The following is a 21,031-nucleotide window of genomic DNA, read 5'->3' as shown; positions in this document are numbered from 1 at the left end:
ATATCTTACCTTTATCCGGGTGGCTATAAGGATTGTCCTACAACCATATTACCCTTATTTTTACTTAAGGCAGTGTATCATGGTAAACCAGCGATGGTCAATCTGTGTAGGAAATATGCGTAGTTGAGCTTTCAACCTGAATACAAGATCAATTTAGTCTGTGCAAGGTAAAAGCACCTTGAATTCAGTATTGCCAGGCTCGCTATGCGCACTAATCGCGCCATTATGTGCTCGCACAATGGCAGAAGCGATAGTCAGGCCAAGCCCTGTCCCAATGACGGGTGTGGGATTAGCCGAAGAGCGATGGCGACCGCGATAAAAAGCCTCAAAGATATGCTCTAGATCCTCTTTAGGAATTCCATCGCCATTATCAATCACACTGACAGTGACCTGTCCCTGTTGTTTATCCAGTTTCAGTGTAATCTCACCAGTAGGGGCGGGGCGACCATATTTTAATGCATTATCCAGTAGAATGAATAACAATTGCTTCACACGTTCTTTATCAGCCTGCACCCCTAGCTTATCATTATATGCAAGTTGTAAGCGAATTTTACGTTCGTCATTGGCGCGTGATTTTGTTTGCTCGATGCCCTCAATGGCCATATCGATCATATCGACATACTGTAATTTCATCGGATGAGTATCATCCAGACGAGCCAGTGTCAGGAGATCATTGATCAGCAGCGTCATGCGTTCGGACTCATTTTTCATACGTTTAAGAATACGCTGTGACGTTTCTGGATCATCCTTGGCACCACGCATCAAAAGTTCAGTGAAGCCGCGAATAGAAGTCAGGGGAGTACGCAACTGATGGGACGCATCCGAGAAAAACTGATGAAAGCGATCCTGTGAGGCACGTTGCAGTTCTTCAGCTTTCTCAAGGCGAGAAACCATCGCATCGACGCTCCCAGACAGGCGATCGATCTCATCTTGTGGGGGTAAGCGTAGAGGTAAACGTTCGCGCTGAGCCAGATCGCCCATCGCAATTGCCTGAGCGGCATCCGTAACGCGAGCCAGTGGTCGCAGCAAAAGTGAAGTCACAATATAAGCCAGTGCGGAGCCAACCACCACGAGAACCAGCATCACCAGCATCATATAGGGAGTTGAGACTCTCTGATTGAGCAAGAGGCCAGCGAATGCCACCATTAAAATCAGCAGCAACGCATACGCAAACGTCAGCTGTATACGTAAGCTAAAGAATGGGCGCAACCACGAAGGGGCATTATTATGTTGTCGACGATCTCCACCACCATTCGTAAGGGAAGCATTCAGTGGTTGGGTCGTCTCTTCATCCCTGGCCGGGCCTGTCAAATACAAATTTCCCAGAAAAGGAAGATAAGCAGCTTTGATCTGAGCAGATCGAGCCGTTAACCTGCTTCGTAATCCCATAGCATAATGGTCTGGCATGATGTTGATACTCCGCATGACAAATAACGAGAGATAGTCGAAAACGTTTATCCCTTTAATACATAGCCAACACCACGGACGGTCACAATCAAACGTGGTGAGCTAGGAGAGTCCTCAATTTTTTCTCGCAGGTAACGTACATACACCTCAATAATATTCGTCTCCCCCAGGAAATCGTAGCCCCAGACCCGATTAAGAATCGTCTGGCGATCCAGAACCTGGCGAGGATGGCTCATAAAAAGATGCAGTAAGTTATACTCGGTTGCCGTTAACTCAATTTGTCGACCGGAACGTGTCACCTCGCGTGTAGCAGTATTCATGCGCAGATCGCCAAATTGCAGTAACTGGGCTGCATCTTCCCCACTGGTCTCGCTCTGGGAAGACTTCGAGCGATTTTGCCGTCGTAAAATAGCCTTAATACGCTCAAGTAACTCATAAAAATCAAATGGTTTAGTCAAATAATCATCGGCACCGGTTTGCAGTCCCCGAATACGATCTCCCACCTCATCTTTAGCGGTAAGCATCAAAACAGGAATATCGCGAGTCGTAGGATTGCTACGCAGGCGTCGGCAGACCTCAAGTCCGTCAATACCAGGCATCATCACATCAAGAATCACCAGATCTGGATCAATGCGCTGCGCGAGCGCAATCCCTTGCTCACCATCAGAAGCCACCTCAACCTGGAATCCCTCATAGCGTAGACCGAGTCGAATAAGCTCTATAATGTTATCCTCATCATCAACGACCAGCACCTTTAACTGTGGCTGATTCTCCTGGTTCGTTTGCCAGGTAGTGCCTTGCTGCATAGTTTTTCTCTCCCGGTAATCCACCAATAAACACAGGCAGGCATCAGAATAGCGAAAAGATCGCACCTATGTTTCTACGCTTCATTATAGATATCTCTGTCAGCACCTGCAAGCCTAATGCTTCTGTTTACTAGTATTCTCAGCAGAATTTAATCAATTTTGATGCGAGCTTATCATATGTTAAGCCAATAGAAAGTTTACCAGTTTAGTCAACTTTACTGGCAAAAACCATTGACATGCATTCTCTACTGATATATTCTAAACACTAGATAAACAGCTATCTAAACTCAGTCACTTTGCCCAACTGAAAGGCTCCTACAATGAAGTTAACGATGAAGGGAGACTACGGCCTGCGAGCAATGCTCGATATGGCTGCCTATTACGGGCAAGGGCCGATTGAAAGCGCGGATATTGCGGGTCGTCAGCACATTCCAGAGCAATATCTCGATCAGATCCTCATGGTGTTACGTAAAGAAGGATTGGTGAAGAGCGTTCGTGGCCCCAAAGGTGGGCACATGCTCGCGAAAGCGCCGAGCCAGGTTACGATGGCACAGGTGATGCAGGCCCTTGAAGGATACGTTCCACCCATGGAATGTTTGCCCAATCCAGATTTTTGCAAGCTTTCTCCCGGCTGTGCTTTGCGCGACGTCTGGCAACAAATAGACACTGTCACCCAACAAATCCTGACTGCCACCACAATCGAGGAATTGGCTCAAAAACACCGTACAGGTAATACAGAAGAAACAATGTACTATATATAATAAAAAAATGCGTTGTAGCTTCTTGATTTCTCGCCCGGGTAGCGGCGCACACGTTATATAAGAGGTAGGGAAAAAGAGGGGGCTGTCATGTCCTCACCTGATCCCTTCTTTACTCCTGATAGGGGATGTTGTGATTCCTGTACCTTGATAGCAAAAAACAGATACCTTGATAGCAAAAAACATAAGGATGTGTGTAAAGTGTGTAAAGGGGGGATGGTCGTACGTGGCTGAAGCAGCAGAGCAGCAAAAATTGATCGCTATTGTTGAGGATGATCCACGGTTAACAGAGATGTTTTGCGACATGCTGAAGTTGTTTGGTCAATGGCGGGTCCATATTTTTGCAGACGGCCAGGCAGCTAAAGATCAACTACCCCATATCGGAGCGGATCTGGTGCTTCTGGATGTGGGGCTGCCTAATTTAGATGGTGGATCTCTCTACAAATATTTACGTGGACATAGCAACACAAAAAATACACCGATCATTGTGATCACCGGTAGCCATGACTGGGAATTGCACCGTATGGGCTTACAGGCTGGCATTCTATTACGCAAACCATTTAATATGCAAGAATTAGTCAGCATCATCCGTGCTTTATTACCAGAGGAGTGATTCTGCAGAAAGAAGGCAAGCAAAGAGTTATGGTGCATTGGGCAAAAAATGCGTCTGAATTAGTTGGTCGTACTCCTCTGATTGAATTGCGGCGCTTTGCTGCTGAGGAAGATAATCCCGGTGAACAGCCAGGAGCCATGGCTAAGATTTTAGCCAAGCTGGAAATGTTTAGTCCTGGCGGAAGCTCAAAGGATCGGGTGGCCTTACAGATGATCGCTGAGGCCGAGGTGCAGGGCCTCCTCAAACCTGGTAGCACCATCTTAGAACCGACCAGTGGTAATATGGGTATCTCCCTCGCCGCCATTGCGGCCGCCCGTGGCTACCAATGCATTCTTACTATGCCGGACACAGTGAGTCTGGAGCGCCGCCTCCTCTTGCAGCGCTTCGGGGCAGAGATTATCCTGACTCCTGCGGCACAAGGGATGCGCGGAGCCATCAACAAAATTATCGAACTGCGTACAACGCTTCCTAATAGCTGGTATCCACAACAATTCTACAATCAGGCCAATCCCCGTGCCCATCGAGATGGGACCGCCGTCGAGATCTGGGAGCAGACCGCTGGCACCGTAGATATGGTTGTTATTGGTGTTGGTACGGGTGGCACTTTGACGGGTGTGGCCGAGGGCTTGCGTGCGCACAAACCTGAACTTGAAGTTATCGCCGTCGAACCCGCTACCTGTGCCGTGCTTTCCGGTGGGCGTCCTGGCCCGCACCGTATCGAAGGACTGGGCTCAGGTTTTATTCCCGACACCTTGCGCGTTGACCTCATTGATCGCGTCATCACAGTTACCGATCACAATGCCGTTGAAACTGCAATCCAGATCATGAAAAAAGAAGGCATCTCCATCGGTATCAGTAGTGGAGCCGTGGCCTGGGCCGCCCTCCAGGAAGCGCGTAAAGAGCAGAATCATGGAAAAGTGATTGTGACTGTTTTTCCCAGTGCCGCCGAGCGCTATCTACAAACCATCCTCTTCGACGATTTGCGTGCTAATTCACGATAATAGCGGCAAAAATAAGCAATATTCGTCCCCACTCTGCCTCAATCCCTTTTTTGGTATACTGTGACACATAGTGATATAAAGATACTAGAAACCAATCGTATGTTTATTCGTCATAATACATTGATAGGTGAAGAATAAAGAAATCACCAGTGTAAAAATGATTCATGACAAGAAAATCTGATGAATATTTGTAACCATTGGTATAGTCTGAATCGTTACAGCATAGAATAGTAAAAACGCGAGCAGAGGATTGTCCATGTGAATGATATATATGGCAAAAGTCATCGCTGTAAATTAGGGGTAGAGTCATGATTCAACCGGTAGAAGATACGTATCGTTTTGATTTAGCGCATTCGCAATACCTACGCATCCGCAGGCTGGGTTGGTTATTTTTTCTGGGACTCATTCTATGCGCAGTTATTGGCGTGTTCAGTGGTATCGGATTATGGACGACATATGTCCATAACTTCACGCTGTATTTAAAATGGCAGGATGCGCTGGTGGCGCTCTCATGGTTCATCTCCTTTGTCTCGCTCCTGGGTAGTGTGCTGGTCATACGTTTCCTGCATGCTTTACGTGAAGGGCACACCGCTGGTATGGTAACCTTTGAAGGCAAAGACACCGTTACAGTGCGTGATCTCTCAGCTGAAAACATGAAAAGTATCTTTTGGATTATGAACAGCGCCTTCTGGTGTTTCGTTACTGCACTGGTTGGCCTGGTACCGGCAATCCTGCTCGGCTGGACAACCCATATCCCCTATCCAACCCTCATGGTGATTACCACAGGACTGGCTGGACTTCTGAGTCTGGCAGGAATCGTGGTCAGTATTCTTGCTGTTGTGTGTATTCTGATTGGCTGTCTGGGTGGTGTCTCATTCTGCCGTAAACTGGGTTCCTCCCACACCTATCAACTCAATGGACAGGCCAATATGCGCATTGATAATTTTGTGCTCACCATCAGCTATCCTGGCAAGCCAGAGTCCCTGGTTGACCTGAATCTGCTCTCAAGTGATGATCAGCGTCAGCTCCTGGCCTTGCTGCACACACGCTGGGTTGACGCCAAGCAAGTCTGGAATCCAGCCCTTGGTGAAGAAATTGCCGAAGCGCTTGAAGCTTCCGAGCGTTTAATGCAAGTCGCCTGACATAGTGTTTGCTTTCCACACTCATCGGGGAATATGCTACCCGCCGCACTCGGGCGCTTTAGCGCCCATACTTCTTTATAATTGTGATGTAAAATTGTGCGCATTGCGCACAATTTTACATCACAATTATAACCGTTGGAGCGCCAAAGGCGCGAAAGTCTACCGATAATGTGTCCCATGGAAGTGATTTTCAGACATCCTCTGAACAAAAATATTTGAGATAAAAGAGATGGAATAAATTTCCATCTCGCTGCGTTTACTATTAGTAGATGAATGTAAAATGAGCCACTTTAAAGCTGATCGTGGCCAAAAGAGAAGATCCTCAAAATAAAGATGTTAAAAACTATTGACATCTTTGATACCACGACGTATAATTATCACTTGCCAGTGTATGTATACTAGTAACAGTAGTGTTATAGCTGATTCATAACACAGGTAACGACAGAACCAAGAGACGAGACACATTACGAAACGACACATCACTCCCCAAACAACGTGAGGATACTATCATAAACCACATGAAGTTGCACCTTCAGCCCACTTTCATGAGCTCAGCTCTGAATGTAGCAGAAAATTTCGGGTAGAGGGTACGATGTGGTATTTTTTGCTGTTTCGCAATATTTGCCAGTGCCTGTGATCTTGGCGGCTAAGCTTGTTTATCTCCACTGGAGGGGATAGTTGTGTGGATGATTGACAACAATTTGCGGACTATCCGTATGTCTAGAGAAATAGGAGTAACCGCTTACCATAAACGAAAGCGGTTACTTTTCTTGTCATAAACCGTTTCACAACACAGGCATTATCATAAAGCATTTATCTGTTTTTTTCCGTTTTCCGTTGCACTGAGAGGTGCGAATTTTCGTGTCTCTCAATTTCCTCTATGGGCGACTAGGTGAGAGGAGAATACCAAGTATGGCAGTAAGCACAAGGGCCGTTGCGCTTCCCGAGCGCGTATCCTTTGCACGTATCCCAGACATACGGCCTATGCCTGGCCTGATTCAGATTCAACTTGACTCCTTTGAATGGTTTAAGAACGAAGGTTTACGAGAGCTTTTCGAAGAAATTTCTCCGATTGAAGACTTTACTGGTAAAAACCTGAGTTTAGAATTTATTGTACCACCTGAACCATTTGGCAAGCCAAAATATTCAGAGGATGAATGCCGTGACCGTGATGCCACGTTTTCAGCTCCCCTGAATGTGAAAGCTCGCTTGATTAATAAAGAAACCGGTGAAATCATCGAAAAAGATGTTTTCATGGGTGATTTTCCATTAATGACAACAGATGGTACTTTCATCATCAATGGTGCTGAACGTGTAGTAGTCAGCCAATTGGTGCGTTCTCCTGGTGTCTACTTTACCGTAGACGAGGATGCCACCACCGGTAAAAAGCTCTACGCAGCCAAGTTGATTCCCGGTCGCGGTGCCTGGTTGGAGTTTGAGACCAGCAACAAAAACCTGCTGACCGTTAAAATTGACCGTAAACGTAAAATTCCAGTCACCACCCTGTTGCGAGCTATCTCTAGCCTGGCAAAAGATCAGTGGCATGCTGAAGATCTAGATCTTTCAACCGACCAGGGCATCTTAGACGCCTTCGCCGGGGTCGACAATGATCCAGTTATTCGCTACATTCAGGCGACGCTGGACCGTGATCCGGTGAAAAAAGAAGACGAGGCCCTGCTCGAACTGTATAAAAAGTTGCGACCTGGTGATCCTGCGACCCTGGATAATGCACGTTCATTAGTAAAGAACCTCTTTTTTAATCCACGTCGTTATGATCTGGGTAGCGTCGGTCGTTACAAACTCAATCGCAAATTAGACCTGGTTATTCCCCAGAGTCAGCGTATTATTACGCAAGACGATCTGGTCAACATCATTCGCCGGTTAGTGTCCTTAAACAATGGGCGTGGCCGTAAAGATGATATCGACCATCTGGGTAACCGCCGTGTACGCTGTGTCGGTGAACTGATTCAGACACAGTTCCGCGTTGGTTTGTTGCGTATGGAGCGTGTCGTCAAAGAGCGCATGAGTATTCAGGAGCCTGGGCAGGCCACCCCGAATGCCCTCATCAACATCCGTCCGGTTGTGGCGGCGATGAAAGAATTCTTTGGTGGTAGCCAGCTCTCCCAGTTTATGGACCAGACAAACGCCCTGGCCGAAATTGGCCACAAGCGTCGTCTCTCCGCGCTGGGTCCTGGTGGACTTTCGCGTGACCGAGCCGGATTTGATGTCCGTGACGTCCACGAGTCGCACTACGGACGTATCTGTCCAATTGAGACTCCTGAAGGTCCGAACATTGGTCTGATCGGTAACCTGGCAACCTATGCGCAGATTAATCCATATGGTTTTATCGAGACTCCGTACCGTAAGGTTTACAAGCGTCTCAAAGCCAATGACCGCAACCTGATTGGACGCGAGTTCCGTGGTGTCTTCGGACATGAGCGCGACGCCGTCACGGATACAGATGGGACCGTTCTGATCCCGGCCCGTGAGCAGGTGCGTATTGATGAAAAATTATTCAACAAACTATCGGCCATTCTGGGCGATGCACAGGTACGCGTAAAGCCCTTTGTTACCGACATGGTTGATTACCATACGGCCGATGACGAAGAGAACTTCTGGATTGCGCAGGCAAACGCGATCCTGAGCGATATCAATGAGTTTGAAGAAGATCGCGTCCTGGCACGTTACCAGGGTGAGTTCTTTATGGAGAACTCTGACAATATTGATTATATGGACGTTTCACCGCGCCAGACAGTTTCAGTTGCAACCGCACTGATCCCCTTCCTGGAGCACGATGACGTCAACCGAGCTCTGATGGGTGCAAACATGCAGCGTCAGGCAGTGCCGTTGTTGCGGCCACAATCACCAATCTGCGGTACTGGTATCGAGCGTCAGATCGCGGTCGACTCCGGCCAGGTTGTGGTGAGCCGTGGAACCGGTGAAGTGATCTCCTCAACCGCGCGTCGCATCGAAGTTATGGACGAGCAAGGTGAGATCTACAGCCATCGCCTGCGTAAGTTCGTACGTTCAAACGCCGGCACCTGTCTCAACCAGCGTCCGATCGTCAAAAAAGGCGATTATGTTGTGGCTGGCCAGGTCCTGGCTGACAATACCTCAACCCAGGACGGAGAGTTGGCATTAGGGCAGAACATTCTGGTGGCCTTTATGAGCTGGGAAGGTGGTAACTTCGAAGACGCCATCCTGATCAGTGAACGTATTGTCCATGAGGATCTGTTCACCTCAATCCATATTGAGAAATATGAGATCGACGCCCGCGACACCAAACTGGGACCCGAAGAGATTACTCGCGATATTCCAAACGTTGGTGAAGAAGGCCTGCGTAACCTGGATGAGCGTGGCATTATCTATGTTGGTGCCGAGGTTGGCCCACAGGACATCCTGGTTGGTAAAATCACGCCAAAGGGCGAGACCGAACTGACCGCGGAAGAGAAACTGTTGCGCGCCATCTTTGGTGAAAAGGCCCGTGAAGTTAAAGACACCTCACTGCGTGTTCCCCATGGTGAGCGCGGTAAGATCGTCGAAGTCAAAGTCTTCGCACGTGAAGCCGGCGACGAACTGCCTCCAGGGGTCAACCAGCTGGTACGTGTCAGCATTGCACAGAAACGTAAAATTGGTGCCGGCGACAAAATGGCCGGACGCCACGGAAATAAAGGTGTTATCTCCCGCGTACTGCCGATCGAGGATATGCCATTCTTGCCCGACGGTACACCAGTAGACATCATCTTAAATCCTCTGGGCGTACCTCACCGTATGAATATCGGTCAGATCATGGAAACCCACCTTGGCTGGGCTGCCGAAGCGCTAGGCTTTAAAATAGCCACCCCCGTTTTCGACGGTGCGACCGAGGAAGACATCGAAGAATTCTTGCGCCGTGCAGGCTTGCCTGAAACCGGTAAAGTGCAATTGTATGATGGCCGAACTGGTGAGCCATTTGACCATCCAATTACCGTCGGTTACAACTACATGTTGAAACTGGCCCACCTGGTAGAAGACAAAGTGCACGCCCGTTCAACCGGCCCATACAGCTTGATTACACAGCAGCCGCTGGGTGGTAAAGCCCAATTCGGTGGCCAGCGTTTCGGAGAAATGGAAGTCTGGGCTCTCGAAGCCTATGGCGCAGCCCACATCCTCCAGGAAATCCTGACCGTCAAATCGGACGACGTTGTAGGTCGTGTCAAAACATACGAAGCCATTGTTAAGGGCGAAAACATCATGGAACCAGGCGTTCCAGAATCCTTCAAAGTGCTCGTAAAAGAATTGCAAAGCCTGGGCATTAATGTAGAGGTCCTGAACGAAGACGAGCAAAAGATCCAATTCGTCGAGGACACCTCTAACGATGTAATGCCGGAACTGGGTATTAATCTATCCGGTTTCGAGGGAGACCAATAGCATAGGGGCAATCGACAAAGATTTTTGTTGAAAGCAAAAGATTTTGTATGAAAAAAGACTGCGAAGCGGCAGGCAATATTGCTTGTCGCTAGCCCCTATCCCAGGAGAGGTAGCATGCTCGAAGTAAATGATTTTAACGCTATCCGTATCAGCCTCGCCAGTCCAGAGCAAATTCGCGGCTGGAGCTATGGAGAGGTCACGAAACCGGAGACAATTAACTACCGTACCCTCAAGCCAGAAAAAGACGGTCTATTCTGTGAGCGCATTTTTGGACCAACCAAGGACTGGGAGTGTTACTGCGGTAAATATAAAAGAGTGCGTTTTAAAGGCATCGTCTGTGATAAGTGCGGTGTCGAAGTTGCTCGTTCGAAAGTGCGTCGTGAGCGCATGGGACATATCGAACTGGCGTCACCTGTAAGCCATATCTGGTACTTCAAAGGTACTCCTAGCCGTATTGGTCTGCTGCTGGACCTTTCGCCACGTAACCTTGAGCGTGTCCTGTACTTCGCTCTCTATGTGGTTACTAATGTGGATGAAGAGGCTCGCCAACGTGAGTTGATGCGCCTGGACGAAGAGATGGTCGGGCTGGAACAGAATCTTGATGAGAAAGTTGTTGAGCGCGTCAATGACTTGCGTAGCCAGCGTGATGCTGCCTTGCAGGACAACGATCAGCGTTTCGATCGTCAGGAAGTGGAGCAGCGCCGTGAGACTGGTCTGGAAGAAGCCCGCCGAGCTGAAAGTGAGACCTTAACCGTCTTGCGCGAAGCTATGGGGACGACGATCGAAGATGATATCTTCTTCGCACCAAGCGACCAGATCATCGTCAAGAAAGGCGATACTGTCACATCCAAGCACCTGGACGTGTTAGAGCGCGTCTCTGAAGTCGCCCGCAACTCGATTGCTGAGGAAGCACGCCGTGAACTTGAGGGGGCCCAATCAGAAAGTAAACGCGAGGCCGACCGAGTCTCGTTTGATTACCAGGGTCAGATCGATTCCGTGCAGTCTCAACTTGAGCGCGAGCGCAATGAGTCCCGCCAGCGTATCGAGCAGCAACGCCGTGACCTGGAAGGCCTCAAGAAGATGGACCTGTTGCAGGAGAATCGCTATCGCGAGTTAAAAGATAACTTCAGCGATGTCTTCCGTGCAGGCATGGGTGCTGAGGCCGTACGTGAGTTAATCGCAGGCATCGACCTGGAAAAACTCTCCAACGACCTGCGCCACGAGATCGGCAACACCGTCGGACAGCGCCGTAAAAAAGCCACCAAACGTCTGAAAGTGGTCGAGGCATTCCGCAAGTCGCATACCTCGCCCGAGTGGATGATTATGACCGTGCTTCCAGTGCTACCACCGGACTTGCGTCCAATGGTCCAGCTGGATGGTGGTCGTTTCGCGACCTCGGACTTGAACGATCTGTATCGTCGTGTGATCAACCGCAATAATCGTCTCAAACGCTTGCTGGAGCTGGGTGCTCCAGAGATCATTATCCGCAACGAAAAGCGTATGTTACAGGAAGCCTGTGATGCGCTGATCGATAATGGTCGCCGTGGACGTGCCGTAGCCGGCTCTGGTAACCACAAGTTGAAGAGCCTCTCCGACATGCTCAAAGGTAAGCAGGGACGTTTCCGCCAGAACCTGCTCGGTAAACGTGTAGACTACTCTGGCCGTTCAGTTATCGTGGTTGGACCTGACCTGAAATTGCATCAGTGTGGTCTGCCTAAGCGTATGGCATTGGAACTCTTCAAGCCATTCGTGATGCGTAAACTGGTTGAGCAAAACTTCGCTCACAACATCAAGAGTGCCAAACGTTTTGTCGAGCGTGTCAAGCCGGAAGTCTGGGATGTATTGGAAGAAGTCATTAAGGACCATCCAGTGCTCCTGAACCGCGCCCCCACGCTGCACAGACTTGGTATTCAAGCCTTTGAAGCTGTGCTGGTCGAAGGTAGTGCCATTCAATTGCATCCGCTCGTCTGTTCGGCCTTTAACGCCGACTTCGACGGTGACCAGATGGCTGTGCACGTCCCCTTGTCCGAAAAAGCGCAGGACGAAGCCCGTCAGTTTATGATGTCAACCCGTAACCTGCTCTCACCAGCGCATGGTGAACCATCGATCGGCGCCAGCCAGGATATGGTGTTGGGTTGTTTCTATCTGACACAAGAGCGTCCCAACAAAAAGGGCGAAGGTCGTGTCTTCACCGACATCGGCGAAGCACTACTGGCCTTTCAACATGGTGTCATCGATCTACAGGCTCCGATCAAAGTCCGTATGGGTGAGATCGACGTCTACGATCAGCCGCCCCCTGAAAAGGTCACCCTGCATTCGATGAACAAGCCTGTAACCACCACCGTTGGCCGTCTCATTTTCAATGAGGCCCTGCCAGAGCGGCTGCGTTTCAAGAACTACGTCATGAAGAAGGAAAACTTGAAACAGGTTATCGGTGAATGCTTCAAAGAATACGGACGTTCCAAAACCACCGACCTGGCCGACGAAATCAAGCGCCTTGGTTTCTACTGCGACCAAAGCCGGTGCGACCTTTGCTATCAGTGACGTCAAAGTTCCAAGCGGAAAAACCGAAGAGCTAGCCAAAGCCGATGCCAAGATTGCCGAGCTGGAAGAACAGTTCCACGATGGTCTGATCACCGAGAACGAAAAATACCAGCAGACAATCTCAGTCTGGAACGAAGCGACTGACAACGTCCAGAAAATGGTGCGTTCAGTCCTCGATCCATTTGGTTCCATTTATACCATTGCTGAATCTGGTGCAACGAAAGCGAAGTTCCAGCAGATTCGACAGCTCTCAGGTATGCGTGGACTGATGGCCAGTCCTTCTGGACGTATCATGGACATTCCTGTACGTGGTAACTTCCGTGAAGGCCTGAGCGTGTTGGAGTACTTTATCAGTACCCACGGAGCTCGGAAAGGTCTGGCCGATACCGCCCTGCGAACGGCGGAATCTGGCTACCTGACCCGTCGTTTGATCGACGTCGCGCAGGATGTTATTGTCACCGAAGAAGATTGTGGTACAACCGAAGGTATTCTGATCACCGAATACGACTCAAAAGACATGGCACTGGAGAATTCCCGTGGCCGTCTGTTGGGGCGTGTGCTGGCAGAAGAGATACCCGAGCTGCCACATCTGGAGCCAGGGGAAGAGCTCACGGATGAAGATGTCAACGAGATCGTCTCGGCCGGCATCAAAGCTGTACGTGTCCGCTCAGCCCTGAACTGTCTTGCTCGTCGTGGTATCTGCCGCAAGTGTTATGGCCGAGACCTCGCAGCGAACGCTCTGGCGCGTATTGGAGCCGCTGTTGGTATTGTGGCTGCCCAGTCCATTGGTGAGCCAGGAACGCAGCTCACCATGCGTACCTTCCACACTGGAGGTATTGCAGGAGCGCAAGGTGACATCACCCAGGGTCTCCCACGTGTTGAAGAACTCTTTGAGGCCCGTGTTCCGAAGGATAAAGCAGATATCAGCGAAATTGATGGTGTGGTTGAAATCATCAAAGATGAGTCAACCAACGTTCGTACCGTCAGAGTTGTTTCAACCAGCATCTTCTTTGACGAATATCCAATGCCAAAGGATGTTGAAGCCAAGATTGTTGTCAATGAACACGATCGCGTACAGAAAGATCAGATCATTGCCCTCATTGCCGGTGACAAAGGCAGTGAGCCAATGCCGATCATGGCACGTACCGATGGTGAAGTCATCCTGAACGAAGACGGCATCTCAATTCGTTTTGAAGAGCGTGAAGAGCGCAACTATCCAGTGGCAGCGTCGCGTAGCATCGTCGTCACGGATGGTCAGAAGATTCAAGCGGGTACCCCGATGACCTCTGGTCAGCGAGACCCACAGGATGTCCTGCGCATCCAGGGACGTGAGGCGGTCCAGCTGTACTTGACTAAAGAAGTCCAGCGCGTTTACCGTAACACTGGTGTGTACATCCACGATAAACACATCGAGGTCATCGTGCGACAAATGCTGCGTCGTATTAAAGTCGATGAGCCTGGTGACACCGACATGCTTCCAAACGATCTGGTTGATCGATTCTTGTATGCAGACACCAATGCACATGTTCTGGCCGAAGGTGGAGAGCCCGCCAAAGCCTCAACAGTTCTGCTTGGCGTCACCAAAGCATCCCTGAATACAGACAGCTTCCTGGCGGCCGCCTCCTTCCAGGAGACGACACGTGTGCTGACCGAAGCCGCGATCGAAGCCCAGACAGACCACCTGATCGGTTTGAAAGAGAATGTCATCATCGGTAAGCTGATCCCGGCTGGTTCTGGTATTGCCCAGCGCCGTCGCGATCAAATAGCTCGCCAACAAGCAGCAGCAGCGCGGGTAGCAGCAGCAGCGCCCGTAGTTGCAGGTGCCATTGCCGGTACTCCGGTCGGGGCGAGTGCCCCACTTGGGCTGACACTTGACACCGAGGACAATCAGTGATAGTATATGCAATCGCATATGTATGATAGAGATAACGCGGATAGTAGCCCTATCCGCGTGAACTTAGAACAACGAGGACAGGGAGGATTGTTCCTTGCCGACAATTAATCAATTGGTCCGAAAGGGCCGTTCCAACAAGCAGAAAAAGGTGAAGGCCCCCGCGTTGTTGTATTCGTACAACGCGCTGAAGAACAGGACCTCCCGCCTGCGTGGGTCGCCCCAGAAGCGTGGCGTCTGCACCCAGGTACGTACAATGACGCCTAAAAAGCCGAATTCAGCAATGCGTAAAATTGCCCGTGTTCGTCTTTCAAACCAGATGGAAGTTACCGCATACATTCCTGGTGAAGGGCATAATTTACAGGAGCACTCAGTAGTGCTCATTCGTGGCGGTCGTGTAAAAGACCTGCCAAGTGTCCGCTACCACATCGTACGCGGCACCTTGGACAGCGAAGGCGTATCAAAGCGCCGTCGTGGTCGCTCCAAGTATGGGGCCAAGCGTCCGAAACCCGGACAGGCAGCAGCTCCAACAAAGGGTAAGAAGTAGAGCGCAGTAGGTAATTGCGGAGGATGGTGAGGAATAACCGCATGTCGTCCTTCCGCCAAGGCCCGAAATGATAGTCAAGACGTAACACTGTTTGAAGCTATAACAACGGGAAAAAGGATACTGCACCAAGTCGGTAAATCACACGTTATCGTAGATGGGTACACAGCCAGAAACACGGTATGGTACCCGTCATCACGCGATAATTGTCGGGTGTTCTCCTGGTTTAGTCAATTCGATCTGTTGACGAGAATAACGACGGCAGAGCGAAGAGATAGTAACTATCGAAGATGTGGAAAGGCACCCGCGTGTAGGCGTTCGAAGAAGGTCTGGGCGCAAGCCTGTGATCTAATCGACGCCTTTTCTGGTGTCCGCCAGGTATCTCACACGGGGATGGACGCTTATCACACATCAGCCAGTTATGATTGATCAGAATGTTTGATGTGCAAGAAGACTTCCACCAGAACCTGAGGGGAACGCAAAAACCAGAGATCTAAAGGTCCCGCCCCTGCGGTGGGGGTATGATTGACAGAAGCAAGCAGATCCGAATGAGACACTGAGGAGGCAGAACATGCCAAGACGTAAGAGAGTGGTGCGCAGGCCGGATGTACCAGATGCCAAGTACAAGAGCCGAAATGTAGCCCGCTTCGTAAACAAAATGATGATCGATGGCAAACGCAGTCTTTCTGAGCGCATTATCTATGATGCGTTCGAAGCTATTGAAGCCAAGCAGAAACGTCCTCCCATCGAGGTATTCGAGCAGGCTTTGAGAAATGCCACCCCCAGCATTGAGGTTAAACCTCGTCGTGTTGGTGGCTCGACCTATCAGGTGCCGGTTGATGTACGGAAAGACCGCGGCAATGCGTTAGCAATGCGCTGGCTTATCAAAGCGTCCCGTTCACGCAACGGTCGCTCGATGTCAGAGAAATTGGCTAGCGAGTTAATGGATGCAGCAGCGGGTCAAGGCGCAACCATTAAGAAACGTGAGGAGACCCACAAGATGGCGGAGTCCAACAAAGCCTTCGCTCATTATCGCTGGTAAAAACACATCATGGCAAGAGAATATCCACTCGCGAAAACACGAAATATTGGTATCATCGCTCATATTGACGCTGGTAAAACGACCACCACCGAGCGTATCCTGTTCTACACCAAGAAGATTCACCGTATTGGTGAGGTGCATGAAGGGGCTGCAACGATGGACTGGATGGCGCAGGAGCAAGAGCGTGGCATCACGATTACCTCGGCTGCTACCACCTGCTTCTGGCAGGACCACCGTATCAATATCATTGATACTCCGGGACACGTAGACTTTACCGCTGAAGTCGAGCGCTCATTGCGCGTTCTCGACGGTGGCGTGGTAGTCTTCGACGGTGTTGCTGGCGTAGAGCCACAGTCTGAGACTGTATGGCGTCAGGCTGACAAATACGACGTCCCACGGATGTGCTTTGTGAACAAGCTCGATCGCACTGGTGCTGATTTCTGGCGCTGTGTGGACATGATCGGGGATCGCTTAACTAAGCATGCACTTCCTATCCAGCTCCCTATTGGTATGGAGTCCGACTTCAAAGGGTATATCGACCTTTTGGAGCAGAAGGCCATTGTTTACACAGATGACCTGGGTACAACGTCGAAACACGTTGAAATTCCTGAGGATCTTCAGGCCTCCTACGAGCAGCATCGCGAAACGCTCATTGAGCGCATCGCTGAGAGTGACGAAGAGCTGACCCTGAAATATCTTGAGGGAGAAGAGATCTCCAAAGAAGAGCTGATTGCAGCCCTGCGCAAAGCCACCATCGCGAACAAAATCGTGCCAGTACTGTGTGGTAGTTCCTTGAAAAACAAGGGCGTTCAAGCTATGCTTGATGCAGTGGTCGCTTTCTTGCCCTCTCCATTGGATATCGATCTTCCAACGGGTCTTAACCCTGATACCGAAGAAACGATTACCCGCGAAGTTTCAGACGAGGCACCATTTAGTGCCCTGGTGTTTAAGATTGTCTCTGACCCATTTGTCGGTAGACTTTCCTATCTGCGTGTCTATTCTGGTACAATGACTAAAGGTGGCTCGATGGAAAACTCTACCAAGGGTAAAACCGAGCGCATTGGTCGTTTGCTGCGAATGCACGCTAATCATCGCGAAGATATCGATGAGATTCGCGCTGGTGATATCTGTGCCGCGGTTGGTCTTCGTAACACCTTCACCGGTGATACGCTCTCCGATCCACAGCAGCCGATCATCCTGGAGTCGATTCAGTTCCCAGAGCCGGTCATCGAGTTGGCGGTAGAGCCAAAGACTCGTAGCGACCAGGAAAAGATGGGCGTTGCTCTTGGTAAGCTGGCAGAAGAAGATCCGACCTTCCGCGTCCATACGGACGAAGAGAGTGGTCAGACCATTATTGCCGGTATGGGTGAGTTGCACCTGGACGTATTGACAGACCGTCTCTTCCGCGAATTCAAAGTAGAGGCAAATGTTGGTCGTCCGCAGGTAGCCTATCGTGAGACCATCACGCAGAAAGCACAGGCACAAGGTAAGCATATCCGTCAGACTGGTGGACATGGACAGTACGGTGATGTGTGGCTGCGGGTTGAGCCAAACGAGACAGGTAAAGGCTTTGAGTTCGTCAATGGCATCGTCGGTGGTGTTATTCCTCGTGAATACATCAAACCGGTTGAAAATGGTGTCAGAGAGACATTGGAAAACGGTATTGTTGCTGGCTTCCCGATGATCGACGTCAAAGTCACACTGTACGATGGTTCATTCCACGATGTAGACTCAAGTGAAATGGCCTTTAAAACTGCTGGTTCGATTGGTATCAAAAACGCAGTTGCCAAGGCTGGCGCAATCATCCTTGAGCCGATGATGAAAGTCGAAGTCACAACTTCCGAAGAATTCTACGGTGATGTCATTGGCGATCTTAACCGTCGGCGTGGTATCATACAAGGAATGGAATCCCGTGGGGCGACGAGTGTGGTGCGGGGTCATGTACCTCTTTCCGAAATGTTCGGCTACGTGAACGAGCTTCGTTCTATGACCAGCGGACGTGCGGCCTACACGATGGAGTTCTCGCACTATGATCCAGTGCCAAAGAACCTGTCAGAAGAGATTATCGCCAAGCGTACATCGCGATAAGCGGTAAAAAAGATCGCGGGGGATGCCTGCACACAGGCATCCCCTCAGCTTGAGATAGGGAAACCTGGGGATGATATTTTCCCCCCCACGACCTCCTGTCCACAAAAAACTTCTGAATGCATTCAGAAAACGCCACTCTGTGGTTTGTGCTGTATGCTATCTGAATGTGAAGAAGTACGAGATAAAGTAAGCATTCATTAAAGTACTTTACTGGCTCGGTGCCGAATTCAGGGAACAGGCCTACCGGGTGAAAGTATCTTAAAAGATGTGTCCTGCGTGTTCGCAGGATGAAAAAAAAGTAAGAGGAATTGACATGGCGAAGAAAAAGTTCGAGCGGACAAAGCCGCATGTGAACATTGGAACCATTGGACACATTGACCATGGCAAGACTACCCTGACTGCAGCAATCACAAAAGTATTGTCTGCTGCTCAGCTTGCCAAATATACAGCATTCGACCAGATCGACAAAGCTCCTGAAGAGCGCGAGCGTGGTATCACCATCTCAATCGCCCACCTGGAGTACGAGACTGAGAAGCGCCACTACGCGCACGTTGACTGCCCAGGTCACGCTGACTACATTAAGAACATGATTACCGGTGCTGCTCAGATGGACGGTGCTATCCTCGTTGTAAGTGCTCCTGATGGTCCTATGCCTCAGACCCGTGAGCACGTACTGCTTGCCCGTCAGGTAGAAGTGCCAGCCATGGTTGTCTTCTTGAACAAAGTTGACATGATGGAAGACGAAGAGCTGCTAGAGCTGGTTGAGCTGGAAGTTCGCGAACTTCTCTCCAAATACCAGTTCCCTGGCGATGACGTCCCAGTCGTCCGTGGTTCAGCCCTTGGTGTTCTTGAGGGTAAAGGCGACATGTCCCGCAACGATCCAGCTGCCAAATGCATCTGGGAGCTGATGGATCAGGTTGACGAATACATCCCCACCCCCCACGTGCTACCGATCAGCCATTCTTGATGCCTGTTGAAGATGTCTTCGGCATTAAAGGTCGTGGTACTGTCGCTACCGGTCGTATCGAGCGTGGTATCGTCAAAGTTGGCGATAACATCGAGATCGTCGGTATTCAGGACGTGACCCGCTCCGTGGTTGTAACTGGCGTTGAAATGTTCCAGAAAACCCTGGACTCCGGTATGGCTGGTGACAACGTTGGTTGTCTGCTGCGTGGTGTTGAGCGTGCCGATATCGAGCGCGGTCAGGTATTGGCCAAGCCCGGTTCGATCAAGCCACACAAAAACTTCCTGGCCCAGGTTTATGTCCTCTCCAAAGAAGAGGGCGGCCGTCACACACCATTCTTCAACGGCTATCGCCCACAGTTCTACGTTCGGACAACCGACGTAACTGGTTCGATCAAGTTGCCAGAGGGTGTTGAAATGGTTATGCCTGGTGACAACATCGAAATGACCGTGGAGCTCATCCAGCCGGTCGCCATGGAAGAAGGCGTAAAATTCGCCATTCGTGAAGGTGGCCGTACCGTGGGTGCTGGCATCTGCACAAAGGTGATTAACTAAGCAACGCAAAAGGGTCATGGACACAGCTCAAGCAAACAATGTGAGCAAAATCGCCCTCTGACCCTATCCGTATCAGGAGAGAAAAATGGCTACGGGAGTGAAACAGCGCATCCGCATTCGCCTCAAGGCATACGATCATCGCATTTTAGATCAGTCAGCGATTCAGATCGTGGATACAGCGCAACAGACAGGTGCACGTGTCTCTGGACCAGTGCCACTGCCAACAGAAATCGGTAAGTATACCGTGATGCGGTCACCGTTTATTGATAAAGATGCTCGCGAACAGTTCGAGATCCGCACGCATAAGCGTTTGATTGATATCATTGATCCAACCAACAAGACTGTTGAAGCCCTGACACGTTTGAACCTGCCCGCAGGCGTGGATATCGAAGTAAAACTGTAGGGATTGCCACGGAAGCAAATGCAATTCTCTATAGTTGAGGAGAGGTAAAGAATATGCTGAATGCATTGTTGGGCAGGAAGGTCGGCATGACCCAGGTATTTGGGCCCAATGGAACAGCCATTCCAGTGACGATCATCGAGGCTGGCCCTTGTGTGATTACCCAGGTAAAGACTGTAGCTCGTGATGGCTACGAAGCAGTCCAGCTTGGTTTTGAACAGAAGGCCACCAAAAACGTCACACGTCCAGAACTGGGACATCTCGGACACAGCCTGCCATTATTGAAGGCACAGCGCAAAACGTTGCAGACACATCAGCAAGAGCAGCGTTCCGAAGGCGCAACCGAGACAGTGGAAGCAGAGAATGCAACCGCTACAAAGAAAAATAGCAAGCAGATCCAGAAGCTGTTGAAGGTTCAAGCGAACCGCCAGCGTCGTCCTGGACCCAGCCTTGGCCCATTCCGCGTTCTGCGCGAAGTTGGCCTTGACACAGGCACCGAAGGTGTTGAGTTAGGCGCAGCCTTTGACGTCAGCCTTTTCCGGGACGGAGAGTCAGTTGACATCGTGGGAACCACCAAAGGTAAAGGTTTCCAGGGCGGTGTCAAGCGACATGGATTTAGCGGCGGCCCCAAGACTCATGGTCAGTCAGACCGGCACCGCGCTCCAGGCTCCATCGGTTCAGGCACCACGCCAGGTCGAGTTCTCAAAGGAACTCGTATGGCTGGACAAATGGGTAACGTGCGCGTGACAGCGAAAAAATTGCAAGTACTACAGGCTGATCCTGAGCGCAACCTGCTGGTGGTCAAAGGTTCGGTGCCTGGTGCCAATGGCGGCTTGCTCATGATTAAAAAGCATGTGATGAGGTAAC

The 21,031-nt window shown here is 50.2% G+C and carries 14 protein-coding genes and 1 pseudogene; 13 read left to right on the top strand and 2 right to left on the bottom strand.

Annotation, left to right across the window (positions count from 1 at the left end; translation table 11 throughout):
* Positions 1–153 precede the first annotated feature (153 nt).
* The gene (locus KDW_RS08415; protein ID WP_162005052.1) at positions 154–1,407 is read right to left on the bottom strand and encodes a sensor histidine kinase; all 1,254 of its coding nucleotides are present in this window, start codon (positions 1,405–1,407) and stop codon (positions 154–156) included.
* A gap of 47 nt (positions 1,408–1,454) precedes the next feature.
* Positions 1,455–2,213, bottom strand: coding sequence for a response regulator transcription factor (locus tag KDW_RS08410; RefSeq protein WP_151755543.1), 759 nt, complete (start codon positions 2,211–2,213; stop codon positions 1,455–1,457).
* Between the two features lie 320 nt (positions 2,214–2,533).
* Between KDW_RS08410 and KDW_RS08405 the strand changes: the two genes are divergently transcribed.
* From KDW_RS08405 to rplC, 13 genes and pseudogenes are all read left to right on the top strand, one after another.
* Complete coding sequence (locus KDW_RS08405; protein ID WP_151755542.1) at positions 2,534–2,974, top strand: RrF2 family transcriptional regulator; 441 nt, start codon at positions 2,534–2,536, stop codon at positions 2,972–2,974.
* Between the two features lie 223 nt (positions 2,975–3,197).
* Positions 3,198–3,584, top strand: coding sequence for a response regulator transcription factor (locus KDW_RS08400; RefSeq protein WP_162005051.1), 387 nt, complete (start codon positions 3,198–3,200; stop codon positions 3,582–3,584).
* 29 nt (positions 3,585–3,613) lie between these two features.
* Positions 3,614–4,585, top strand: a complete 972-nt coding sequence (cysK, locus tag KDW_RS08395) for a cysteine synthase A (protein WP_151755540.1) — start codon at positions 3,614–3,616, stop codon at positions 4,583–4,585.
* A 308-nt stretch (positions 4,586–4,893) separates the two neighbouring features.
* Positions 4,894–5,727, top strand: a complete 834-nt coding sequence (locus KDW_RS08390; protein ID WP_151755539.1) for a hypothetical protein — start codon at positions 4,894–4,896, stop codon at positions 5,725–5,727.
* A gap of 912 nt (positions 5,728–6,639) precedes the next feature.
* Positions 6,640–10,137, top strand: a complete 3,498-nt coding sequence (gene rpoB, locus KDW_RS08385; RefSeq protein WP_151755538.1) for a DNA-directed RNA polymerase subunit beta — start codon at positions 6,640–6,642, stop codon at positions 10,135–10,137.
* Positions 10,138–10,251: 114 nt separating this feature from the next.
* A complete protein-coding gene (locus KDW_RS36430) occupies positions 10,252–12,681 on the top strand; it encodes a DNA-directed RNA polymerase subunit beta' (protein WP_198925224.1) in 2,430 nt (809 codons plus the stop codon).
* Complete coding sequence (locus KDW_RS36425; protein WP_198925223.1) at positions 12,635–14,575, top strand: DNA-directed RNA polymerase subunit beta'; 1,941 nt, start codon at positions 12,635–12,637, stop codon at positions 14,573–14,575. Before KDW_RS36430 ends, KDW_RS36425 begins: the two co-directional genes overlap by 47 nt.
* 94 nt (positions 14,576–14,669) lie before the next feature.
* Entirely contained in the window at positions 14,670–15,119 is a 450-nt protein-coding gene (gene rpsL / locus KDW_RS08375; RefSeq protein ID WP_126549961.1) for a 30S ribosomal protein S12, read from the top strand.
* Positions 15,120–15,687: 568 nt separating this feature from the next.
* Positions 15,688–16,158: a 30S ribosomal protein S7 gene (rpsG, locus tag KDW_RS08370; RefSeq protein ID WP_151755537.1), complete on the top strand. Its 471-nt coding sequence runs from the start codon at positions 15,688–15,690 to the stop codon at positions 16,156–16,158.
* A 9-nt stretch (positions 16,159–16,167) separates the two neighbouring features.
* Positions 16,168–18,246 carry an elongation factor G gene (gene fusA, locus KDW_RS08365; protein WP_151755536.1) on the top strand — a complete coding sequence of 693 codons (2,079 nt, stop codon included), beginning with the start codon at positions 16,168–16,170 and terminating at the stop codon, positions 18,244–18,246.
* 313 nt (positions 18,247–18,559) lie between these two features.
* A pseudogene (gene tuf / locus KDW_RS08360) lies at positions 18,560–19,764 on the top strand (elongation factor Tu).
* Between the two features lie 85 nt (positions 19,765–19,849).
* On the top strand, positions 19,850–20,167 hold the full coding sequence (gene rpsJ / locus KDW_RS08355; protein ID WP_151755535.1) for a 30S ribosomal protein S10: 318 nt from the start codon (positions 19,850–19,852) through the stop codon (positions 20,165–20,167).
* A 53-nt stretch (positions 20,168–20,220) separates the two neighbouring features.
* The gene (gene rplC / locus KDW_RS08350; RefSeq protein WP_151755534.1) at positions 20,221–21,030 is read left to right on the top strand and encodes a 50S ribosomal protein L3; all 810 of its coding nucleotides are present in this window, start codon (positions 20,221–20,223) and stop codon (positions 21,028–21,030) included.
* Position 21,031: the final 1 nt, after the last annotated feature.

The sequence above is a fragment of the Dictyobacter vulcani genome, assembly GCF_008974265.1.
Classification (GTDB): Bacteria; Chloroflexota; Ktedonobacteria; order Ktedonobacterales; family Ktedonobacteraceae; genus Dictyobacter; species Dictyobacter vulcani.
This window is presented reverse-complemented; position numbering and strand designations above follow the sequence as displayed.